The organism is Pseudomonas sp. M30-35 (genome assembly GCF_002163625.1).
GTDB lineage: Bacteria > Pseudomonadota > Gammaproteobacteria > Pseudomonadales > Pseudomonadaceae > Aquipseudomonas.
The window spans coordinates 4645709-4664914 of sequence record NZ_CP020892.1; the positions used below are offsets into that span (position 1 = coordinate 4645709).

Consider the following 19206-nt stretch of genomic DNA (forward strand, 5'->3'; position numbering starts at 1 on the left):
AAAATCAGTGCAGCGACGGCTTTGGGGCTGGCGCTTCAGGTTTGGCAAACTCGCTAAACAACAGCAACGGCGCTACGCGCAGGTATTCCATGACTTCCATATAGTCATTTTCACCTTCCTCGGATTCCTCCAAGGCGTTTTGTACTTGGGCAATTGCTGACAGGTCTTGCAACACCTCCATCGCTTCGGTGCTCAGCGCGGTATCACCGGCCACCAGCCCAAACCCGCCGAGGAAGCCCTGACACCACTGACCAAGAGCCACAGCACGTTCGCTCAGTGGCGCCTCGTCAGATGGCAGCAACAAGACCACGGTGACCTCGCTGCCCGTCAGTTCAGTCTTGACCATTTCCTGCAGGCCAATCAGCGCTTGGCGCACGGTATCAACAGGCGCGGCGCCAAGCAGCTCGGCGGCGTCGACCAGCCAGCTGTCGACCTCAAAGCCTGCGCCCGCGCAGCTGCGGCCAAGCAGCAAGCCTTGCAGTTCGGCAGGAGAAATAGAAAACCCGTTGCTGGATAGCAACGCGGCGAATGCAGAATAAGGAGAATTAGAAGTTGGCATAGATTACTAGGCGCCAGACGGCGCAATCACTAGAATAGAGGCTTGGTATCCTAGCATTTGCAGACCCACCAAGACCATCGACGCTAGATGAGTCGGTCATCGAATTGCTGATCAGTGCCAGGACAGGTACAACGCGTCAACCTGACGGATATTGCAACTGCTGGCCGTGGCCCTCAGGATGCCTACCCCGTCGTAGATCGGCATTTGCGGTTTGACCCCAGACGGCATCGCGCCTATATCCTAAACTTACGAAAACGCTTACGAAGACCTAGCCCCCGATCAATCTTTGCCTTAGCGAGACCCCATGGAAGACGCCGATCTGCAAGCCCTGTTGAGCAAACTGGAACCACTTGTCCAGCGTGTTGAGCAACTCAAGGCTCAGAACAAAGTACTGATTGCACACGAGCAAGCGTGGCGCGGGGAGCGCGCTCATCTGATTGAAAAGAACGAATTGGCCCGGCATAAGGTCGAATCAATGATTTCGCGCCTTAAAGCCCTGGAGCAGGACTCATGACACAGTCGAATACCGTAAACGTTCAGATCCTCGATAAAGAATATTGCATCAATTGTCCACAGAACGAACGCGCAAACTTAGAAGGCGCTGCGCGCTATCTTGATGCAAAAATGCGCGAGATTCGCAGCAGCGGCAAAGTCATCGGTGCCGACCGCGTAGCGGTGATGGCCGCCCTGAACATCACCCACGAGCTGTTGCACAAGCAAAGCGACCTGGATCAGCAGACCTCATCAACCCGCGAACAGGTACGCGACTTGCTGCAACGGGTCGATAACGCACTTGCGGATGATGTTGGTGGTCAGCCGGGCTGATCCACGCGACGCTTTCAGGTATACTCGCTCCTGCTCCCTGGAGTGTGCGCCAGTTGGTCATGTCCCTGAGCCGATACGCACAACCCCGGGGGTTGCAAGCTGGGGCCGGTGTGCATGTCCGCTCGACGGAAAGCCTGAACGCCTCCTTCAACCTCCACCTTGAACTTTCGGGTTCAAGGGCTACACCGACAGCGGCACGTCGGGGAGTCACTCTATTCATGCTTGTTGCTTACCGTGGCAGCAAGCGATCTTGCAGACGCTTCTGATGCTCGATCCAACCCTTCTAAGTCGCAAGCAACTGCGCCGTACATTACGCCAGACGCGCCGCGCACTCTCGCCAGCCGAGCAACGCCGTGCCGCGCAAGGCTTATACAGACAGCTTGCGCAGCACCCTGTATTTCGTCGTGCCAAGCACATCGCCCTGTATTTGCCGAATGATGGTGAGATCGATCCGCGCCTCCTCCTGCGCGCCGCACAGAAACGTGGCAAAGCGACGTACCTGCCAGTGCTCAATGCCTGGCCGCGAAGCAAGATGGTGTTTCAGCGCATTCGCCCAGCTGAAAAATTGCGACGTAATCGTTTTGGGATATCCGAACCGCGCGCAAACCCGGCTCAGCAACGTAAAGTCTGGGCACTCGATTTAATTTTATTACCGCTAGTCGGTTTTGACAGTGAAGGTGGACGTCTCGGTATGGGCGGCGGATTCTACGACCGCAGCCTGGCTTACCGAGCAAGGCGCAAAAATTGTCACAAACCGACGCTTCTAGGCTTGGCGCATGAGTGTCAACAAGTCGAAAAGCTGGCCATGGCCAGTTGGGATGTGCCGCTTAACGCGACGGTAACGGATCAACAGTGGTACTGAACGATTAAGGGCACCTGTCCATAAAGTTGCGCCGCATCCTGCAGCGCCGTTCAATCCTGACGACTACGACTGATGCGACTCACTCACCGCCGTATCAGCCTGGCGATCCCACAGGCTCTGTGTATAACCCGTTGTCACCACGCCCAAACTGAACAGAATTACTAGCACCCACAACAAATCTGGCTTACGTCTCATAGAATGCCTCCCCCTTTGAGGCAATCTGCGCACGGTGTTACCGGCGGCATTTATTATAGAACTACGAACTACTAAACCCGTAGAAACGCTGGCATTGTGTGCTTGTGCCTGGCACTCGGCAATTGCAGGTGCCCAACGGTCAACTGCTGGACACCTTACAACCCGAATACTCGATATTCCTGCAACTTGCCGCTCTGCGGGTATCCTCAAGGACTTAAGGACATAATTGCTGGAGCAAAGTTCATGCCCACTTGGCTGATGAAATCAGAACCTGACGAATTTTCAATCCATGACCTGCAGCGCTTAAAGGTTGCGCGCTGGGATGGGGTACGTAATTATCAAGCACGCAACTTCATGCGCAGCATGAAAGCTGGCGATTTATTCTTTTTTTATCACTCAAGTTGCCCTGAGCCTGGTATTGCAGGTATCGCTCGCATCAGCCGCGCAGCCTATCCAGACCCAACCGCACTTGATAAAAAAAGCCATTACTTCGATGCAAAAGCCACTGCCGAGAAGAACCCATGGAGCGCCGTCGATGTCGAATTCGTAGAAGCCTTCAAGCAGGTTATTCAACTCTCCGACCTGAAGGCGCAGCATGCGCTGCTCGAGCTGCCACTTGTGCAAAAAGGTAGCCGCTTATCAGTAATGCCAGTGCAAGAAACCCACTGGCAAGCAATTTTACAAATGCACTGACACCTAATAACAATACGACGACTAGAGTGGACTCAGTTATATGGCGCAACGCCTGCCACAGACATGGATTGCCCGATTTGCACTGGCGGTACTATTAAGCGGGCTTTATTTTGCCAGCCTGACCGTTTGGCAGCAGATGGTTCAGGATCAACAGCAATCCATCGCTGAACGGGTTAGCTCCCAAGCAAAAAATCTCGCAACACGATTGCAAAACAACCTCGACTATCAGGTTCATGACCTTTATCGCGTCGCTCAACTATGGAACCAGCGTGGGCGTATTCCCAAAGATCAATGGCTGCTTGAGAGTCAGTTTTCCCTAGAGCATTTCAAGGCTTATCAGTCGATTCAGTGGCTCGGCCCTGACCTGCATATGCGCTGGGTGGCGCCCATCACCGGCAATGAGGCTGCGCTCAATTTTGTCCTAAAGCCTGACCATCCCAACTATTCGCTGGCATTACACGCCCGCGACACCGGCACCCCTCAGTTTTCCAATAGCTTTGCCCTGGTTCAAGGCGGCCGCGGTTTTGTTTTATATACCCCGCTGTATATCAAGAATGAACAGGGCAAACGGGTATTCGATGGCTTTTTACAAGGCGTATTCAAAGTTGAACCGCTCATGGATCAGTTGTTATCTGAAGTTGATCGCGATTATTTCAGCGCCGATCTACTGGAAAACGGCAAACCGATCTACAGCCGTGAGCAACCCGACACAAAGGCGGAATTCGAACAGAAGATTGCCTTTCACCTGTTGGATAATCAAAGCTTTGCTATCACCTTGAAACCCAGCCCAAAACTGCTCGCCAGGCTGCACTCGCCACTGCCGACATTCGTCCTCTGCGCCAGCTTGATCATCAGCACATTGCTGGTCGCTGCATTGGCGCTGGCCCTGCAAAGCCATCAACGCGCCAATGATCTACAGAACAGTAACCAGCGCCTGAATAAAGAGATAGCGCAACGTGAGCACATTGAACACGTGCTGATAGAGAGCCGCGAACGCTTGCAGTTGGTTATCGACATGACCGACTCAAGCAGCGACGGCCTGTTTATCGTCAATCCCGATAGCCGTGAAATCATTTACATGAATCGCGCCACCTATCGCTCGCTTGGTTACAGCGCCGAGGAGTTCAGTGACTTATTCAAACAGAACCCAGACCATCTATTACCTAACTTTACCAACTGGCTCAGCGAGTTGCGCAAGTCTCAAGACAGCAGCCCCTCGCAGATGTCACAACACCAGTTGCTCCGCCGCGATGGCAGTACGCAACCGGCTGAAATCAGTGCACAGCTGGTCGTGATCAATGAGCACGAATATTTGATCTGCGTGTCGCGCGACAATAGCGAACGCCTGCGGTTTGAGGCTCAGCTAAAAACCCTGTCGCAACAGGATGGATTAACCGGGCTGTTTAACCGGCGCTATTTTGACAATCAATTGGAGAGCGAATGGCGACGTTTGCAGCGCTCGGGCTCACCACTGACCCTGATGATGCTCGATATCGACTACTTCAAGGCTTATAACGATCAGCGCGGCCACTTGGCGGGTGATGATGCATTGCGCCATGTTGCCAAGATCATGCAGGACTGCCTGCACCGTCAAGGTGATTCAGCCTACCGTTATGGCGGCGAAGAGTTCGCGATTATTTTGGCCAACACAGGTGCCGAAGGCGCCGCTCACATTGCCGCCCAACTCCACCAGAAGCTGGATGAAGCGCGCATCAGACACCTCAGCAGCCCATTCGGCAGGCTAACCCTGAGCATTGGCATTGCCAGCATCAACGCTGATAACGAAGACCTGCCAGATAGCCTCATCGAGCGCAGCGACCAGGCGCTGTATCAAGCCAAGCACGAAGGACGCAACCGTACTTGCTTAGCCCGCCCGGTGAGCTGAGCCCTCAAGCCTGCGTGTAGCGAACGACTACTGCAAGATCAGGTTATTGAACAGCAAATCCTTGACCAGCGGCTCACCCTCTTCCTGAGTCAGCACCTGCTGAACCTGTTTCAAGGCCTCTTCGCGCAGCTTTTCTTTAGCATCGGGCGCACTCAGCCCCTCTTCGGTTTGCTCGGAAAACAGCATCACCAATTGATTGCGAATCAAGGGTTCATGATGGGTGACCTTGGCTTCAGCCTCCGGCCCTTCAACACGTAGCGATACATCCGCTTTATAAAACTTCAACTTAGGTCCGGTGCCAAAGTTACCCACTAGCGCTGGCGTCAGATTGATATAAGCAACTGCTGGCGCTGCTTGCTCGCCCTCGGCTTCGGTTTCTTCGGCCATTGCATGCAAGGGGAATGTCAGGGCAATCAATAGTGCGAGGATGGCTTTCACAGGACTCACTCTCCGTAAGGGTTGTGCCAAGCATAGCGACTACAACGCCAGCGCCCAAGCACAATGCTTATGCTGCACCATTACAAGCAACCATGCTTGTTGACCCGACCTATCAGAACTCTACACTGCACCTCATTACTTGAAAAAGGATGTGCCCGATGAAAGCCGTGCTATGCAAAGCCTTTGGCCCTGCCGAGACGTTGGTGGTGGAAGAGACCGCCAACCCTGAGGCGAAGAAAAACGAAGTGGTCATCGACGTGCATTGCGCCGGTGTCAACTTCCCAGACACGCTGATCATCGAAGGCAAATACCAATTCAAGCCACCCTTCCCATTCTCTCCGGGTGGCGAAGCAGCAGGTGTTGTCAGCTCCGTTGGCGAAAAAGTCAGCCACCTGAAAGTCGGTGACCGGGTCATGGCACTGACAGGCTGGGGCAGCTTTGCCGAGCAGGTGGCGGTACCCAGCTATAACGTAATGCCGGTGCCTAAACTGATGGACTTCCCAAGCGCAGCAGCCTTTGGCATGACCTACGGTACCTCGATGCACGCCCTCAAACAGCGCGCCAACTTACAGCCAGGTGAAACCTTGCTGGTGCTCGGCGCATCGGGTGGTGTCGGCCTCGCTGCCGTCGAAATCGGCAAAGCCATGGGCGCCAAGGTAATTGCCGCCGCCAGCAGTGCTGAAAAACTCGACGTGGCTAAAGCCGCAGGCGCGGATGAGCTGATCAACTACAACGAAAGCAATCTCAAAGAAGAAGTTAAGCGCATTACCGGCGGCCAGGGCGCAGACGTCATCTATGATCCGGTCGGCGGCGACTTGTTTGACCTTGCCGTACGCAGCATTGCCTGGAATGGTCGCTTGCTGGTGGTTGGCTTTGCCAGCGGACGCATCCCGGAAGTGCCAGTCAACCTGATGCTGCTCAAGGGTGCATCGGTGGTCGGCGTATTCTGGGGTTCATTCGCCCAGCGTCAACCGCAAGACAACCTCGCCAACTTCCAGCAACTGTTCGCGTGGCACGCTGAAGGCAAACTCAAGCCACTGGTGTCCGAAACCTTCGCCCTGGAAAAAGCCGCCGACGCAATCAACCTGCTAGGCCAACGCAAGGCTGTTGGCAAGGTCGTGGTTCAGGTTCGCTAAACAGCGGCGCAGTAATGCACGGTTAATCACGCGGAGCATAGGCAAACACGTCAGCACGCATCTGGTGCGCGTCCATGCCCGCTTCTACCAACGCATCAAGCGTTCCGTAAACCATTGGCGGTGAGCCGCTGGCATAGACATGCAGGGATTTAAGGTCACTGAAGTCTTCGCTCACGGCTTCATGCAGCAAGCCACAACGGCCCTGCCAGCCGCATTGATCACTGACTACTTTATGCAGGGTCAGATTTTCCAGCTGTTGCCAGTCGACCCAGTGCGGCAAGTCATAGAAATCATCTGGGCTGCGTGCGCCCCAGTACAAATGCACCGGATGCTTAAAGCCTGCTTCGCGGCAATGCTCAATCAAACTGTGCATCTGCGCCATGCCGGTGCCTGCGGCGATCAACACCAACGGCCCGGCAGGCAACTCAGCCAAATGGGTATCGCCGAACGGCAACTGCACGCGAACAAACCCCTGCTGCTGTAATCGTCCGATCAGGGCCACAGTTTCTTCATCTCGGGCAAGGATGTGCAACTCAAGATCGCGCCCAGCATGCGGAGCAGAAGCCAGCGAAAAGGCGGTGTAGTCACCTTCAGCGCGTTGCAGCAGTAGATACTGGCCGGCGTGATAACGCGGTAATTTGCCGGCAGGCGCGCGCAGACACAGGCGGTAGACATCGCCGCCTACGTCTGCACAGCTGACAATCTGGCAAGACAGCTCGCGCACCGGCAACTCTCCCGGCGCCAGCACCCCGTCCCAATGCACAATGCAGTCTTCTAACGGCTCGGCCAGACAGGTGAATAACTCACCGTGATTAAGCTCGCTGCCATTTTGCTTAACCCGACCTTCAACCAGCAGCGCCGCACAAATGTGGCAATTACCGTTGCGGCAGCTTTGCGGACAATCAAAGCCCTGACGCCGCGCGGCATCAAGAATGGGTTCACCCGGCTGCACTTCAACTTCAGCACCTGAAGGTTGCAAGATGACTTTCATAACGCTTTCCGACTCCAATGCAGCATCAATCAATCCCTAGCTCGGCCCACATATCATCAACCTTTCGTTTGACGGCATCGTCCTGAACAATCGCCCGACCCCATTCGCGAGTGGTTTCGCCCGGCCATTTATTAGTTGCATCAAGCCCCATCTTCGACCCCAAACCCGAAACGGGTGAGGCAAAGTCGAGGTAGTCGATCGGTGTATTTTCAATCATCACAGTGTCGCGAGCCGGATCCATGCGCGTGGTAATCGCCCAAATCACATCATTCCAGTCACGCGCATTGATGTCGTCATCGGTAACGATGACAAATTTGGTGTACATGAACTGACGCAAGAATGACCACACACCAAGCATCACGCGCTTAGCATGGCCCGGGTACTGTTTCTTCATGGTCACCACCGCCATGCGGTAGGAGCAACCTTCAGGCGGCAGGTAGAAGTCGGTAATCTCCGGAAACTGCTTTTGCAGAATCGGGACAAACACCTCATTCAGCGCCACACCCAAAATCGCGGGCTCATCGGGCGGCCGACCGGTGTAAGTACTGTGATAAATCGGTTTCTGCCGACGGGTAATACGCTCAACCGTAAACACCGGAAAGCTATCCACTTCATTGTAGTAGCCGGTGTGATCGCCATACGGGCCTTCATCGGCCATCTCGCCGGGGTGAATGACCCCTTCGAGAACGATCTCAGCGCTGGCGGGCACCTGCAAATCGCTGCCACGGGCCTTGATCAGCTCAGTCTTGTTGCCCCGCAACAAGCCCGCAAATGCATACTCGGACAAACTGTCCGGAACGGGTGTGACTGCGCCAAGAATGGTCGCCGGATCAGCGCCCAACGCAACTGCCACCGGGTATGGGCGATCCGGATACTTTTGACACCACTCACGGAAATCCAGGGCGCCGCCACGATGGCTGAGCCAACGCATGATGACCTTGTTCCGGCCAATCACCTGTTGCCGATAAATACCCAGGTTCTGGCGCTCTTTATTCGGCCCTTTGGTAATGGTCAGTCCCCAAGTGATCAGCGGGGCGACATCGCCAGGCCAGCAGGTTTGCACCGGCAGCTTGGTCAAATCGACATCATCACCTTCTTCAATCACTTCCTGACAAGGTGCGTCTTTCAATACCTTGGGCGCCATCGACAGCACTTTGCGGTAGATCGGCAGCTTGTCCCACGCATCTTTCAGACCTTTGGGTGGCTCAGGTTCCTTGAGGAACGCGAGCAGCTTGCCAATTTCACGCAGCTCACTAACGGCCTCGGCACCCATACCCAACGCCACACGTTGCGGCGTGCCGAACAGGTTACCGAGCACTGGCATATCAAACCCGGTCGGGTTTTCGAACAGCAACGCTGGCCCCGCTTTACGCAGGGTGCGGTCACAGATTTCAGTCATTTCCAGCACCGGGGACACCGGAGTCTGGATACGCTTGAGTTCGCCGCGCTTTTCCAAGCCGCTGATAAAGTCGCGCAGGTCGCGATACTGCATGCAGGAGCCTCGTGTCAGGCAGAGCCATCGAAGCGCAAAGTTTAACGCCCCACTCAGTTATTCAGAAGGCCAAAAGCCAATTCACACAAACACAAAAGCCGGGATCAGTAATGATTACCCGGCTTTTGCGAAATCTTACAGTACAACAAGTCACTTGATCTAAACACGACTCACCGCAAACCGAGGTCGCGTGTGCAAAGGTCAGGCAAGGCAGAAATTACCGAGGCCGCGCAGTGTACGAGTAGTACATGAGCACGCCGAGGTAATTTCTAACGCAGCATCACCGCAGCACACACGGCCGCAAGCCAACCCCAATCAACCCCAATCACTTACGCTTCATGGACATGAAAAACTCTTCATTGGTCTTGGTCGCTTTAAGCTTGTCGATCAAGAATTCAATGGCGGCAATCTCATCCATTGGGTGCAGCAACTTACGCAGAATCCAAATGCGCTGTAGCTCGTCTTCAGCGGTCAGCAACTCTTCGCGGCGGGTACCGGAGCGGTTGATGTTGATCGCAGGGAAAACGCGCTTCTCAGCGATACGACGATCCAAAGGCAGTTCCATGTTACCGGTACCTTTGAATTCTTCGTAAATCACTTCGTCCATCTTCGAACCGGTTTCAACCAGCGCGGTCGCCAGAATGGTCAGCGAGCCACCTTCTTCGATGTTACGTGCGGCACCGAAGAAGCGCTTTGGCTTCTCCAGGGCGTGAGCATCAACACCACCGGTCAATACCTTGCCGGAGCTTGGGATTACGGTGTTGTAGGCACGCGCCAGACGGGTAATCGAGTCGAGCAGGATGACCACGTCTTTCTTGTGTTCAACCAGACGCTTGGCCTTCTCGATGACCATTTCAGCAACCTGCACGTGGCGGGTTGGTGGCTCATCGAAGGTCGAAGCAACGACTTCACCGCGCACAGTGCGCTGCATTTCAGTTACTTCTTCAGGGCGCTCATCGATCAACAGAACGATCAGGTGGCACTCAGGGTTGTTACGCGTGATGTTGCTGGCAATGTTCTGCAGCATGATGGTCTTGCCCGCTTTTGGCGGCGCAACAATCAGACCACGCTGACCTTTACCAATCGGCGCACACAGGTCGATAACGCGACCGGTGATGTCTTCAGTGGAGCCGTTACCGGCTTCCATAACCAGACGCTTGGTAGGAAACAGCGGCGTCAGGTTTTCAAAAAGAATCTTGTTCTTCGCGTTCTCAGGACGGTCGTAATTGATCGTGTCGACCTTGAGCAGTGCGAAGTAGCGTTCGCCTTCTTTTGGCGGGCGAATTTTACCGACGATGGTGTCGCCAGTACGCAGGTTGAAACGGCGGATCTGGCTTGGCGAAACATAAATATCGTCTGGGCCAGCGAGATATGAGGCATCCGCAGAGCGGAGGAAGCCGAAACCGTCCTGGAGAATTTCCAACACGCCATCACCGGAAATTTCTTCGCCGCCTTTAGAGTGTCGTTTCAGTAGCGAGAAAATCACGTCCTGCTTGCGCGAACGGGCCATGTTATCGATGCCCATCTGTTCGGCCATTTCGAGCAGTTCAGTAATCGGCTTTTGCTTGAGTTCGGTCAGATTCATAGGAATGACGTAATCATTGTGAGGAGGGAAAATAAGCTATTAGCTTGGGAGGCCGCGCCGCACTTGAAGGCGACTGGATCGCGAAATGATTCATAAAGGAATGCGTCGGCGACGGCTATGCAGGGGGCTGTATAGGAAATACAGCGAGGTCGAATGTAACATCGTGCAAATACGCACGTCTAGCCTTTAAATACAAAAAAAGCCCCGATATTTCGGGGCTTTTTCACAAAACGACTTAGATATTGCTATCTAGGAACGCAGTCAGTTGCGACTTCGACAGTGCGCCAACCTTGGTCGCCTCAACATTGCCATTCTTGAACAGCATCAGTGTTGGGATACCGCGCACGCCGTACTTTGGTGGCGTTTCCTGGTTTTCGTCGATGTTCAGTTTGCAAACTTTAAGCTTGCCTTGATAAGTCTGAGCAATCTCGTCGAGAACCGGTGCAATCATTTTGCACGGGCCACACCATTCAGCCCAGTAGTCGACCAGAATAGCGCCTTCGGCTTGAATGACTTCTTGGTCAAAGCTTGCGTCGCTGACGCTAGTGATGAATTCGCTCATGGAAATCTCCGAGTTCGGAAGCAACAAAATTGGCAGACATCATAACGCGGCTTTGCAATCACAGCCAGAAAAGCACAATTGCGTTTTTCAATAACTCAATACATTTTTCATATCGAACTAATCTCCAAGCGTGACGAAAGCGATGCCTGTGCGTAAAGCAGCGGCGCGTATGTGCTGCTGCATAGCCTTCTGCGCGGGTGCTTTTGCACGACGTCCGAGCGCCCTGAGAATCTTAGTATGTTCCTTCCACGTTTCCAGCGCACGCTCGGGACGAATGAACGGCAACTTCTGACTTTCGAGGAAAATATCAGCGCTCGAAGTGACAATCCCCAGCATCGCCTGATTACCACTGGCCTGCAAAATACGCCGATGAAAATCAAAATCCAGCTGTGACGCGCGCTCAAAATCACTGGCCCGCAGCTCTAACCGCATCTGTTCGACGTTATCTTGCAGGGCATCCAGCTCTTGCGCACTCAAGGTCACCGCCGCGAGCCCGCAAGCAAAGCCCTCTAATGCGAAACGTAACTGAAAGGTATCGGCCGCAGAGACCTGAGCGGCAAACGGCCAAGCGAACCCATTACTAGCGGTCAGCTGCGTTGCCGGCGCCTGCACAAACACCCCTTTACCAGGCTGCACACTGACCAAGCCCAACGCGCTCAGCGATGAAAGCGCCTCACGCAATGAGGTACGACTGACCCCAAGCCGCTCGGCCAGATCACGCTGCGAGGGCAGCGCATCGCCAGCGCGGTAATCCTCTTGCTCGATCAGATCGCGGATTGCTTGCAGGGCATATTCAGGTACCGCGCGAGGCGTAGAAGCATGCATAACTGTTCGGGCCGGTCAGTCCAGTAAGACTGTCTTTGTAAGGCCATTTAGCACCCACTGGCAAGTTACGCCCCGCCATTGCGCGCCCTTGAAATTAGCGCACTGAGATGGCGCAAAAAAATTCCCGACCAACTAGTCAGATTCTTAACTGTTCAGACCAGTAAGACCTTGTTTTGCAAAAGCAATAATCGTAAGTGCATGAATCTACTGACTATTGGCACAGCTGATGCAATCAAGCACTTATCGAAATTGTTCGAATTTAATTACCCAGTCGGGAGACAGCCATGACCCACGCTAACCGCAGCCTACTCAGCATCCTGTTCGCTAGCCTGATGCTAAGCATGACCACAGCCAGTGCTGATGGCCTCAGTGACATTAGCGAACGCGGGGTGTTGAAAGTTGCAGTCCCGCAAGACTTTCCACCATTTGGCTCGGTGGGTCCTGATCTAAAACCTCGCGGCCTGGATATCGACACAGCCCAACTGCTGGCTGACAAACTCTCGGTAAAACTGGAGCTCACGCCAGTCAACAGTACCAACCGCATTCCGTTCCTAACCACCGGCAAAGTTGATCTGGTCATCTCCAGCCTGGGTAAAAACCCTGAGCGTGAATCGGTAATTGATTTCTCGGAGGCTTACGCGCCGTTTTATTTAGGGGTGTTTGGTCCTGAGGACGCCGCTGTGGCATCGCTGGCCGACCTCTCCGGCAAAACCATTAGCGTCACCCGTGGCGCTATCGAAGACATCGAGCTAAGCAAGGTTGCGCCTAAAGATGCAACGATCAAGCGCTTCGAAGACAACAACTCGACCATCGCCGCCTACCTTTCTGGCCAGGTTGATTTAATCGCCAGTGGTAACGTTGTGATGTCGGCCATTGCTGAGCGCAATCCAAAACGTGTACCTGCAATGAAGCTCAACCTCAAGGACTCGCCCACTTATGTTGGCTTGAACAAAAACGAGCCAGCCCTGCTCGACAAGGTTAACCAGATCATCAGCACCGCCAAGACTGACGGCAGCCTCAACGACATCAGCGAGAAATGGTTGAAGCAGCCACTGCCTGCCGACCTATAAGCCTTCACACCTTGTTGGAGGCCTGACTCGATGGCGTACCAGTTCAACTTTGTTCCCGTACTTGAAAATGCTGATCTGCTGCTGCAAGGCGCAATGTTCACCCTGGCCCTAACGCTGGTTGGCACTGTGCTCGGTGTCGGCTTAGGGATTATTGGCGCGGTATTACGTGCCTGGAAGATCAAACCATTCAATCGGGTCTTTGCGATCTACGTTGAGCTGATACGCAACACGCCCTTTATTGTTCAGCTGTTTTTCATTTTCTTCGGCCTGCCCGCCCTTGGCGTACGCATGAATGAGTGGGAAGCAGCCGTACTGGCGATGGTGATCAACCTCGGCGCCTATTCCACGGAAATTATCCGCGCAGGGATTCAAGCCGTTCCGGCTGGCCAGCTCCAAGCCGCTTCAGCATTGGCCATGAGCCGTTTTGAGATATTTCGCTATGTCGTCCTACGCCCGGCGTTGAGTAAAGTTTGGCCCGCGCTATCAAGCCAGATAATCATCGTCATGCTGGGCTCGTCGGTGTGCTCGCAGATATCCACGGAAGAGTTGTCGTTCGCCGCCAACTTCATTCAATCACGCAACTTCCGCGCCTTTGAAACCTATCTAGTCACAACACTGCTGTACCTGGCCATGGCGATCATTATTCGCCAGTTGCTGGCGTGGGTTGGCCGACGCTTTATTGCAGGAGCGCGCTGATGGACTTCACCCTTTGGGACATTATCCGCAACCTGCTCACTGGCTTGCAGTGGACGCTGCTGTTGTCATTGGTGGCGTTTGTCTGCGGCGGTATTGCCGGGTTGCTAGTATTACTGGCGCGAATCGCCCCGCTGCAGCCTTTGCGGGTTCTGGCTTACGGCTACATTGAGCTATTCCAGGGCACACCTTTGCTGATGCAGTTATTCATGGTGTTTTTCGGCGTAGCCCTGCTTGGCATCGACGTTTCACCCTGGCTGGCCGCCGCTATCGCGCTCACGCTGTTCACCAGCGCGTTTCTCGCCGAGATCTGGCGCGGTTGTGTCGAGTCCATTCCGCGCGGGCAGTGGGAAGCCTCAGAAAGCCTGGCCCTGTCGCGGCTCGAAGTATTGCGCCACGTAGTGCTGCCGCAAGCCCTGCGTATCGCCATCGCCCCCACCGTTGGCTTCTCGGTGCAGGTCGTGAAAGGCACCGCTGTGACCTCAATCATTGGTTTCACCGAACTGACCAAAACCGGCGGCATGCTGGCAAATGCCACGTTTGAACCGTTCATGGTTTATGGCTTTGTTGCGCTGGGCTACTTCCTACTCTGCTACCCCCTCTCGTTTGCTGCACACCGCCTGGAAAGGAGGCTCAATGTCACTGCTTAACGTCAGCGCCCTGCACAAATACTACGGCGACAATCACGTGCTCAAGGGGATAGACCTTGAGGTAGCCGAAGGTGAAGTCGTGGCCATCATCGGCCGCAGTGGCTCGGGCAAAAGCACCTTGTTGCGCACCCTCAATGGCTTGGAATCGATCAATGACGGGGTAATTGAAGTCGATGGCGAATACCTCGACGCAGCGCGTGCCGATTTACGCAGCTTGCGGCAAAAGGTCGGCATGGTATTTCAGCAATTCAATCTGTTTCCACACCTGAGCGTTGGCGAGAATGTAATGCTCGCTCCTCAGGTGGTGAAAAAGATACCCCGCGAACAAGCTGCAACCTTGGCCCAGCAAATGCTCGATCGCGTCGGCCTTGGCGAGAAGTTTGCCGCGTACCCCGAGCAACTTTCCGGTGGTCAACAGCAGCGCGTTGCCATTGCACGGGCCTTGGCCATGTCGCCCAAGGTGCTGCTGTGCGATGAAATAACCTCGGCGCTCGACCCGGAGCTGGTAAATGAGGTGTTGGCGGTGGTCAAGCAATTGGCCAGCGAAGGCATGACCCTGATTATGGTCACCCATGAAATGCGCTTCGCCCGTGAAGTCGGCGACAAGCTGGTGTTTATGCATCAAGGCAAAGTGCATGAAGTGGGCGACCCGAAACAACTGTTTGCCGAACCGCAAACAGCAGAGTTGCGCAATTTCATTAGCTCGGTTCATTTATGAGCGAACCCTGAGCGCTACGCCAAGAGCCCTTTATACCGCGAGCCCTTTGCGCCGTTCGGTGAAGTGTTTGCGAGCATTGATCGCGACGGCGAGGCGCATAACTGCGATGAGCAAGACGTTCAGCGATCGTTACTGGTGTCGCTATAAAATCACTTGGAAAGATTTATTAAGGCCTTGCAAAAAACCCAGCGGACGCCCGCCTGTGGGTGCGGCAAGGTCTTTATGACCAGCAAAAATATCTGCTACCAGATTGCTAGGCGTTGGCGTGGTCGGTTGATCGTGGCACGATGACCGAGTTCAGCATCGAGATCTCACATGCCATGCCAGAAAACTCTAACGAGTCATACCCATTGATTGCCGCTATCGACCTTGGCTCAAACAGCTTTCACATGGTGTTAGCCAAAGCCGATCATGGCGAAATCCGTATCCTTGAACGCCTCGGCGACAAGGTGCAACTCGCCGCAGGTATCAACGAAGATCGGGTTCTCAACGAAGACGCCATGCAGCGCGGCATCGACTGCTTGCGCCGCTTTGCCCAACTCACTGCAAACTTGCCCCAAGGTGCTGTACGCATCGTCGCCACCAATGCCTTGCGTGAAGCCCGTAATCGCGCGGAGTTCATTCAACGCGCCGAAGAAGTATTGGGCCACCCGGTTGAAGTGATTTCCGGACGCGAAGAAGCTCGACTGATCTATTTGGGTGTATCACACAGCATTGCCGATACCCCCGGAAAGCGCCTCGTTACTGACATTGGTGGCGGCAGCACCGAATTCATTATCGGCAAACGGTTTGAACCCCTGCTGCGCGAAAGCCTGCAGATGGGTTGTGTGAGCTATACCCAGCGCTTTTTCAAAGACGGCAAGATTACTCAAGCACGTTACGCCCAGGCATACACTGCTGCACGTCTCGAGATAATGGGTATTGAGCATGCACTGCGCCGCTTGGGCTGGGAGGAAGCCGTTGGCGCCTCTGGCACCATCAAGGCAATCGGCCTGACCATTCAAGCAGCAGGCTTGGGTAAAGGTGAAGTCAACAGCGAAGGGCTGGCCTGGCTGAAGCGCAAAGTGCTCAAGCTGGGTGACGTTGATAAGCTTGATCTCGACGGGATCAAAGCAGATCGTCGCGGCATTTTCCCGGCTGGCTTGGCAATCATGGAGGCCATTTTCGATGCCTGCGAGCTGAACAGCATGTCCCATTCAGAAGGTGCGCTGCGTGAAGGCGTGCTCTATGACCTGCTCGGCCGCCATCATCATGAAGACGTCCGTGAGCGCACCCTGAGCGCGCTGATGGAGCGTTATCACGTTGACCTTGAGCAAGCCGCCCGCGTTGAATCGAAGGCACTCGAGGCGCTCGCACAGGTTGAGAAAACGTGGTCGCTAAAAGAGGATTGGCACAAGGAGCTGCTGGTCTGGGCCGCACGCGTCCACGAACTGGGCTTGGACATCGCCCACTACCAATATCACAAGCATGGCGCCTATCTGGTTGAGCACTCTGATTTGGCCGGTTTCTCACGCATCGACCAGCAGATGCTGGCCTTATTGATACGCGGCCACCGGCGTAATATTCCCAAGGACAAGCTCGCCGAATTCGGTAAAGAAAGCATCACCCTGATTCGCCTATGCGTATTGCTGCGCTTTGCGATTCTGTTCCATCACATCCGCAGCACTCAGGAAATGCCCAAAGTAGAGCTAAAAGCCTCTGCACAGAGCCTTGAGTACCGCTTCCCGGATGGCTGGCTGGAAGCCAACCCGTTGACCCAGGCTGACTTCACTCAGGAAGCCGAGTGGTTAAAACGCGTCGGTATCGAGCTTAGCGTGCGCTAACCAGCGGTACTGTCAGCTTATCAAGCAACCCGGCCTGCGCACTGCGCGGGTTTTGGTTGCCGGTCGGACTGCTTTGCAGGTAGCGACCGTCAGGCTGCAATACCCAGCTGTGGGTGTTATCGCTGAGGTACATTTCCAGCTCTTTCTTGACCCGCAAGATCAGCTTCCTGCCTTCGACCGGAAACGCGGTTTCTACGCGCTTATCGAGGTTGCGCTCCATCCAGTCAGCACTCGACAGATAGATCTTCTCCTCGCCTTCATTGAGGAAGTAGAAGACCCGCGTGTGCTCAAGGAAGCGGCCAATAATCGAGCGCACCTGAATGTTGTGCGAAACACCCGGAATACCCGGACGCAGGCAGCACATACCGCGCACCACCAGATCAATCCTGACCCCGCTCTGACTGGCTTTATACAACGCCCGAATAATCTTCGGATCAGTCAGTGAGTTGAACTTGGCCATGATGTGCGCAGGCTTTCCTTCAGAGGCCAACAAGGTCTCTTTGGCGATCATGTCGAGCAAGGTCTTTTTCAGGGTAAACGGCGCATGCAGCAACTTCTTCATGCGCAGGGTTTTACCCATACCGATCAACTGGCTAAACATCTTCGAGACGTCTTCACACAGCGCAACGTCTGCCGTCAGCAGGCTGTAATCGGTGTAAAGACGCGCGTTGCCCGCGTGATAGTTACCTGTGCCCATATGCGCATAACGCACAATATCGCCACTTTCACGCCGCAGGATCAGCATCATTTTGGCGTGGGTTTTAAAGCCGACAACACCGTAAATAACCACCGCACCGGCGGCCTGCAAACGGCTCGCCAACTGCAGGTTTGACTCTTCATCGAAGCGGGCGCGCAGCTCAATAACCGCCGTCACCTCTTTACCGTTACGCGCCGCTTCAACCAGCGCATCGACGATTTCCGAGTTAGCACCCGAGCGATACAGGGTTTGCTTGATCGCCAGTACGTGCGGGTCTTTGGCCGCTTGACGCAGCAAATCCACGACCGGCGTGAATGACTCGAACGGGTGCAGCAACAGAATGTCTTGCTTGCTGACAACGTTGAAGATGTTGTCACTGTTTTGCAGCAGCTTGGGAATAACCGGGGTAAAAGGCGTGTATTGCAGCTCTGGATGGCTTTCCAAGCCGGTGACGCTGAACAGCCGCGTCAAGTTTACCGGGCCGCCGACACGGTAAAGCTCGCTGTCGGCCAGACCGAACTGCTTGAGCAAATAATCGCTGAGGTTTTTCGGGCAGGTATCCACCACCTCAAGCCGCACCGCATCACCATAACGACGCGAGAACAGCTCGCCGCGCAGCGCACGCGCCAGGTCTTCCACATCCTCGGTATCTACCGACAAGTCGGCGTTACGTGTCAGGCGGAACTGATAGCAACCTTTGACCTTCATGCCGACGAACAAGTCATCGGCGTGAGCGTGGATCATCGACGACAGGAACACATAATTATCGCCCGCGCCGCCAACCTCTTCCGGCACGCGGATAATTCGCGGCAACAAACGTGGCGCCGGGATAATCGCCAAGCCCGAGTCGCGACCGAAGGCATCAACGCCCTCAAGCTCAACGATAAAGTTCAGGCTCTTGTTAACCAACAATGGGAATGGGTGCGTTGGATCAAGACCAATCGGGGTGATGATCGGCGCAATTTCATCACGAAAATAGCGCCGCACCCATGCCTTAATCTTGGTGTTCCAATGACGCCGGCGGATAAACCGTACCTTGTGCTTTTCCAGTGCCGGCAACAGCGTTTCATTCAAAATCGTGTACTGACGCGTGACTTGCTCATGCACCAGTTCAGAGATACGCGCCAACGCCTGATGCGGCTGCAGGCCATCAGCAGCCGCTTGCTCACGGGCGAAGGTAATCTGTTTTTTCAGGCCCGCAACACGAATCTCGAAGAACTCATCCAGATTGCTGGAGAAGATCAGCAAGAACTTCAGGCGTTCCAGCAACGGATATGACTCATCCAGCGCCTGCTCAAGCACGCGGATATTGAATTGCAGCTGCGACAGCTCGCGGTGGATATACAAGCTGCTGTCATCCAGGCTCGGCACCACCATTGGCGGCGCCGGATGAGCCTCTGCGGCAACCGGTGCAGCAGGCTCAACAACCGGTGCCGGTGCCTCAACGACAACCGGCTCTTCAGTTTGCAATTCAGTCAATCCTTCGGTGTTCATTTGCGGGGTTCCT

General features: G+C 54.6%; 20 protein-coding genes and 1 other RNA gene. 12 read left to right on the top strand and 9 right to left on the bottom strand.

Features of this window, described 5'->3' with window-relative positions:
- Positions 1 to 4: 4 nt before the first annotated feature.
- A complete protein-coding gene (locus tag B9K09_RS21230; RefSeq protein WP_087518673.1) occupies positions 5 to 559 on the bottom strand; it encodes a YecA family protein in 555 nt (184 codons plus the stop codon).
- Between the two features lie 304 nt (positions 560 to 863).
- Between B9K09_RS21230 and B9K09_RS21235 the strand changes: the two genes are divergently transcribed.
- The 4 genes from B9K09_RS21235 to B9K09_RS21250 all read left to right on the top strand — a co-directional run bounded on the left by B9K09_RS21235 (position 864) and on the right by B9K09_RS21250 (position 2246).
- Positions 864 to 1073 carry a TIGR02449 family protein gene (locus tag B9K09_RS21235; protein WP_087518674.1) on the top strand — a complete coding sequence of 70 codons (210 nt, stop codon included), beginning with the start codon at positions 864 to 866 and terminating at the stop codon, positions 1071 to 1073.
- Positions 1070 to 1384, top strand: coding sequence for a cell division protein ZapA (locus B9K09_RS21240; RefSeq protein ID WP_087518675.1), 315 nt, complete (start codon positions 1070 to 1072; stop codon positions 1382 to 1384). The genes B9K09_RS21235 and B9K09_RS21240 overlap by 4 nt, the downstream gene beginning before the upstream one ends.
- 31 nt (positions 1385 to 1415) lie before the next feature.
- Positions 1416 to 1594: non-coding RNA, 6S RNA (gene ssrS / locus B9K09_RS21245), on the top strand.
- Between the two features lie 55 nt (positions 1595 to 1649).
- Positions 1650 to 2246: a 5-formyltetrahydrofolate cyclo-ligase gene (locus B9K09_RS21250; protein WP_087518676.1), complete on the top strand. Its 597-nt coding sequence runs from the start codon at positions 1650 to 1652 to the stop codon at positions 2244 to 2246.
- Positions 2247 to 2309: 63 nt separating this feature from the next.
- On the opposite strand, the gene B9K09_RS22880 is transcribed toward B9K09_RS21250, so the two are convergent.
- Positions 2310 to 2441, bottom strand: a complete 132-nt coding sequence (locus B9K09_RS22880) for a hypothetical protein (protein ID WP_256574142.1) — start codon at positions 2439 to 2441, stop codon at positions 2310 to 2312.
- 243 nt (positions 2442 to 2684) lie between these two features.
- On the opposite strand from B9K09_RS22880, the gene B9K09_RS21255 reads away from it, so the two are divergent.
- Complete coding sequence (locus B9K09_RS21255; protein ID WP_087518677.1) at positions 2685 to 3134, top strand: EVE domain-containing protein; 450 nt, start codon at positions 2685 to 2687, stop codon at positions 3132 to 3134.
- A gap of 40 nt (positions 3135 to 3174) precedes the next feature.
- A complete protein-coding gene (locus tag B9K09_RS21260; protein ID WP_087518678.1) occupies positions 3175 to 5019 on the top strand; it encodes a diguanylate cyclase in 1845 nt (614 codons plus the stop codon).
- A 27-nt stretch (positions 5020 to 5046) separates the two neighbouring features.
- On the opposite strand, the gene B9K09_RS21265 is transcribed toward B9K09_RS21260, so the two are convergent.
- Positions 5047 to 5457 carry a flagellar basal body-associated protein FliL gene (locus B9K09_RS21265; protein ID WP_087518679.1) on the bottom strand — a complete coding sequence of 137 codons (411 nt, stop codon included), beginning with the start codon at positions 5455 to 5457 and terminating at the stop codon, positions 5047 to 5049.
- Positions 5458 to 5615: 158 nt separating this feature from the next.
- Here B9K09_RS21265 and B9K09_RS21270 point away from each other — a divergent pair, with 158 nt between their 5' ends.
- Positions 5616 to 6593: an NADPH:quinone oxidoreductase family protein gene (locus B9K09_RS21270; protein WP_087518680.1), complete on the top strand. Its 978-nt coding sequence runs from the start codon at positions 5616 to 5618 to the stop codon at positions 6591 to 6593.
- Positions 6594 to 6615: 22 nt separating this feature from the next.
- Here B9K09_RS21270 and B9K09_RS21275 read toward each other — a convergent pair whose 3' ends face one another.
- The 5 genes from B9K09_RS21275 to B9K09_RS21295 form a co-directional block, all read right to left on the bottom strand.
- Positions 6616 to 7584 (bottom strand): CDP-6-deoxy-delta-3,4-glucoseen reductase, encoded by a 969-nt coding sequence (locus B9K09_RS21275; protein WP_087518681.1) that lies wholly within the window; start codon positions 7582 to 7584, stop codon positions 6616 to 6618.
- Positions 7585 to 7609: 25 nt separating this feature from the next.
- Positions 7610 to 9076 carry a 4-hydroxy-3-polyprenylbenzoate decarboxylase gene (gene ubiD / locus B9K09_RS21280; RefSeq protein ID WP_087518682.1) on the bottom strand — a complete coding sequence of 489 codons (1467 nt, stop codon included), beginning with the start codon at positions 9074 to 9076 and terminating at the stop codon, positions 7610 to 7612.
- 325 nt (positions 9077 to 9401) lie between these two features.
- Positions 9402 to 10661 carry a transcription termination factor Rho gene (rho, locus tag B9K09_RS21285; RefSeq protein ID WP_087518683.1) on the bottom strand — a complete coding sequence of 420 codons (1260 nt, stop codon included), beginning with the start codon at positions 10659 to 10661 and terminating at the stop codon, positions 9402 to 9404.
- Positions 10662 to 10896: 235 nt separating this feature from the next.
- The gene (trxA, locus tag B9K09_RS21290) at positions 10897 to 11223 is read right to left on the bottom strand and encodes a thioredoxin TrxA (protein WP_087518684.1); all 327 of its coding nucleotides are present in this window, start codon (positions 11221 to 11223) and stop codon (positions 10897 to 10899) included.
- Positions 11224 to 11340: 117 nt separating this feature from the next.
- A complete protein-coding gene (locus B9K09_RS21295) occupies positions 11341 to 12048 on the bottom strand; it encodes a FadR/GntR family transcriptional regulator (RefSeq protein WP_087518685.1) in 708 nt (235 codons plus the stop codon).
- A gap of 284 nt (positions 12049 to 12332) precedes the next feature.
- Here B9K09_RS21295 and B9K09_RS21300 point away from each other — a divergent pair, with 284 nt between their 5' ends.
- The 5 genes from B9K09_RS21300 to ppx all read left to right on the top strand — a co-directional run bounded on the left by B9K09_RS21300 (position 12333) and on the right by ppx (position 17002).
- On the top strand, positions 12333 to 13118 hold the full coding sequence (locus tag B9K09_RS21300; protein ID WP_087518686.1) for a transporter substrate-binding domain-containing protein: 786 nt from the start codon (positions 12333 to 12335) through the stop codon (positions 13116 to 13118).
- Positions 13119 to 13148: 30 nt separating this feature from the next.
- Complete coding sequence (locus B9K09_RS21305) at positions 13149 to 13814, top strand: amino acid ABC transporter permease (protein WP_087518687.1); 666 nt, start codon at positions 13149 to 13151, stop codon at positions 13812 to 13814.
- The gene (locus tag B9K09_RS21310) at positions 13811 to 14461 is read left to right on the top strand and encodes an amino acid ABC transporter permease (RefSeq protein ID WP_177408748.1); all 651 of its coding nucleotides are present in this window, start codon (positions 13811 to 13813) and stop codon (positions 14459 to 14461) included. The genes B9K09_RS21305 and B9K09_RS21310 overlap by 4 nt, the downstream gene beginning before the upstream one ends.
- The gene (locus tag B9K09_RS21315) at positions 14448 to 15179 is read left to right on the top strand and encodes an amino acid ABC transporter ATP-binding protein (RefSeq protein WP_087518689.1); all 732 of its coding nucleotides are present in this window, start codon (positions 14448 to 14450) and stop codon (positions 15177 to 15179) included. The genes B9K09_RS21310 and B9K09_RS21315 overlap by 14 nt, the downstream gene beginning before the upstream one ends.
- Positions 15180 to 15499: 320 nt before the next feature.
- A complete protein-coding gene (gene ppx / locus B9K09_RS21320) occupies positions 15500 to 17002 on the top strand; it encodes an exopolyphosphatase (protein ID WP_157699395.1) in 1503 nt (500 codons plus the stop codon).
- On the opposite strand, the gene ppk1 is transcribed toward ppx, so the two are convergent.
- Positions 16989 to 19193 carry a polyphosphate kinase 1 gene (gene ppk1 / locus B9K09_RS21325; protein ID WP_087518691.1) on the bottom strand — a complete coding sequence of 735 codons (2205 nt, stop codon included), beginning with the start codon at positions 19191 to 19193 and terminating at the stop codon, positions 16989 to 16991. The genes ppx and ppk1 overlap by 14 nt on opposite strands.
- Between the last annotated feature and the right edge of the window lie 13 nt (positions 19194 to 19206).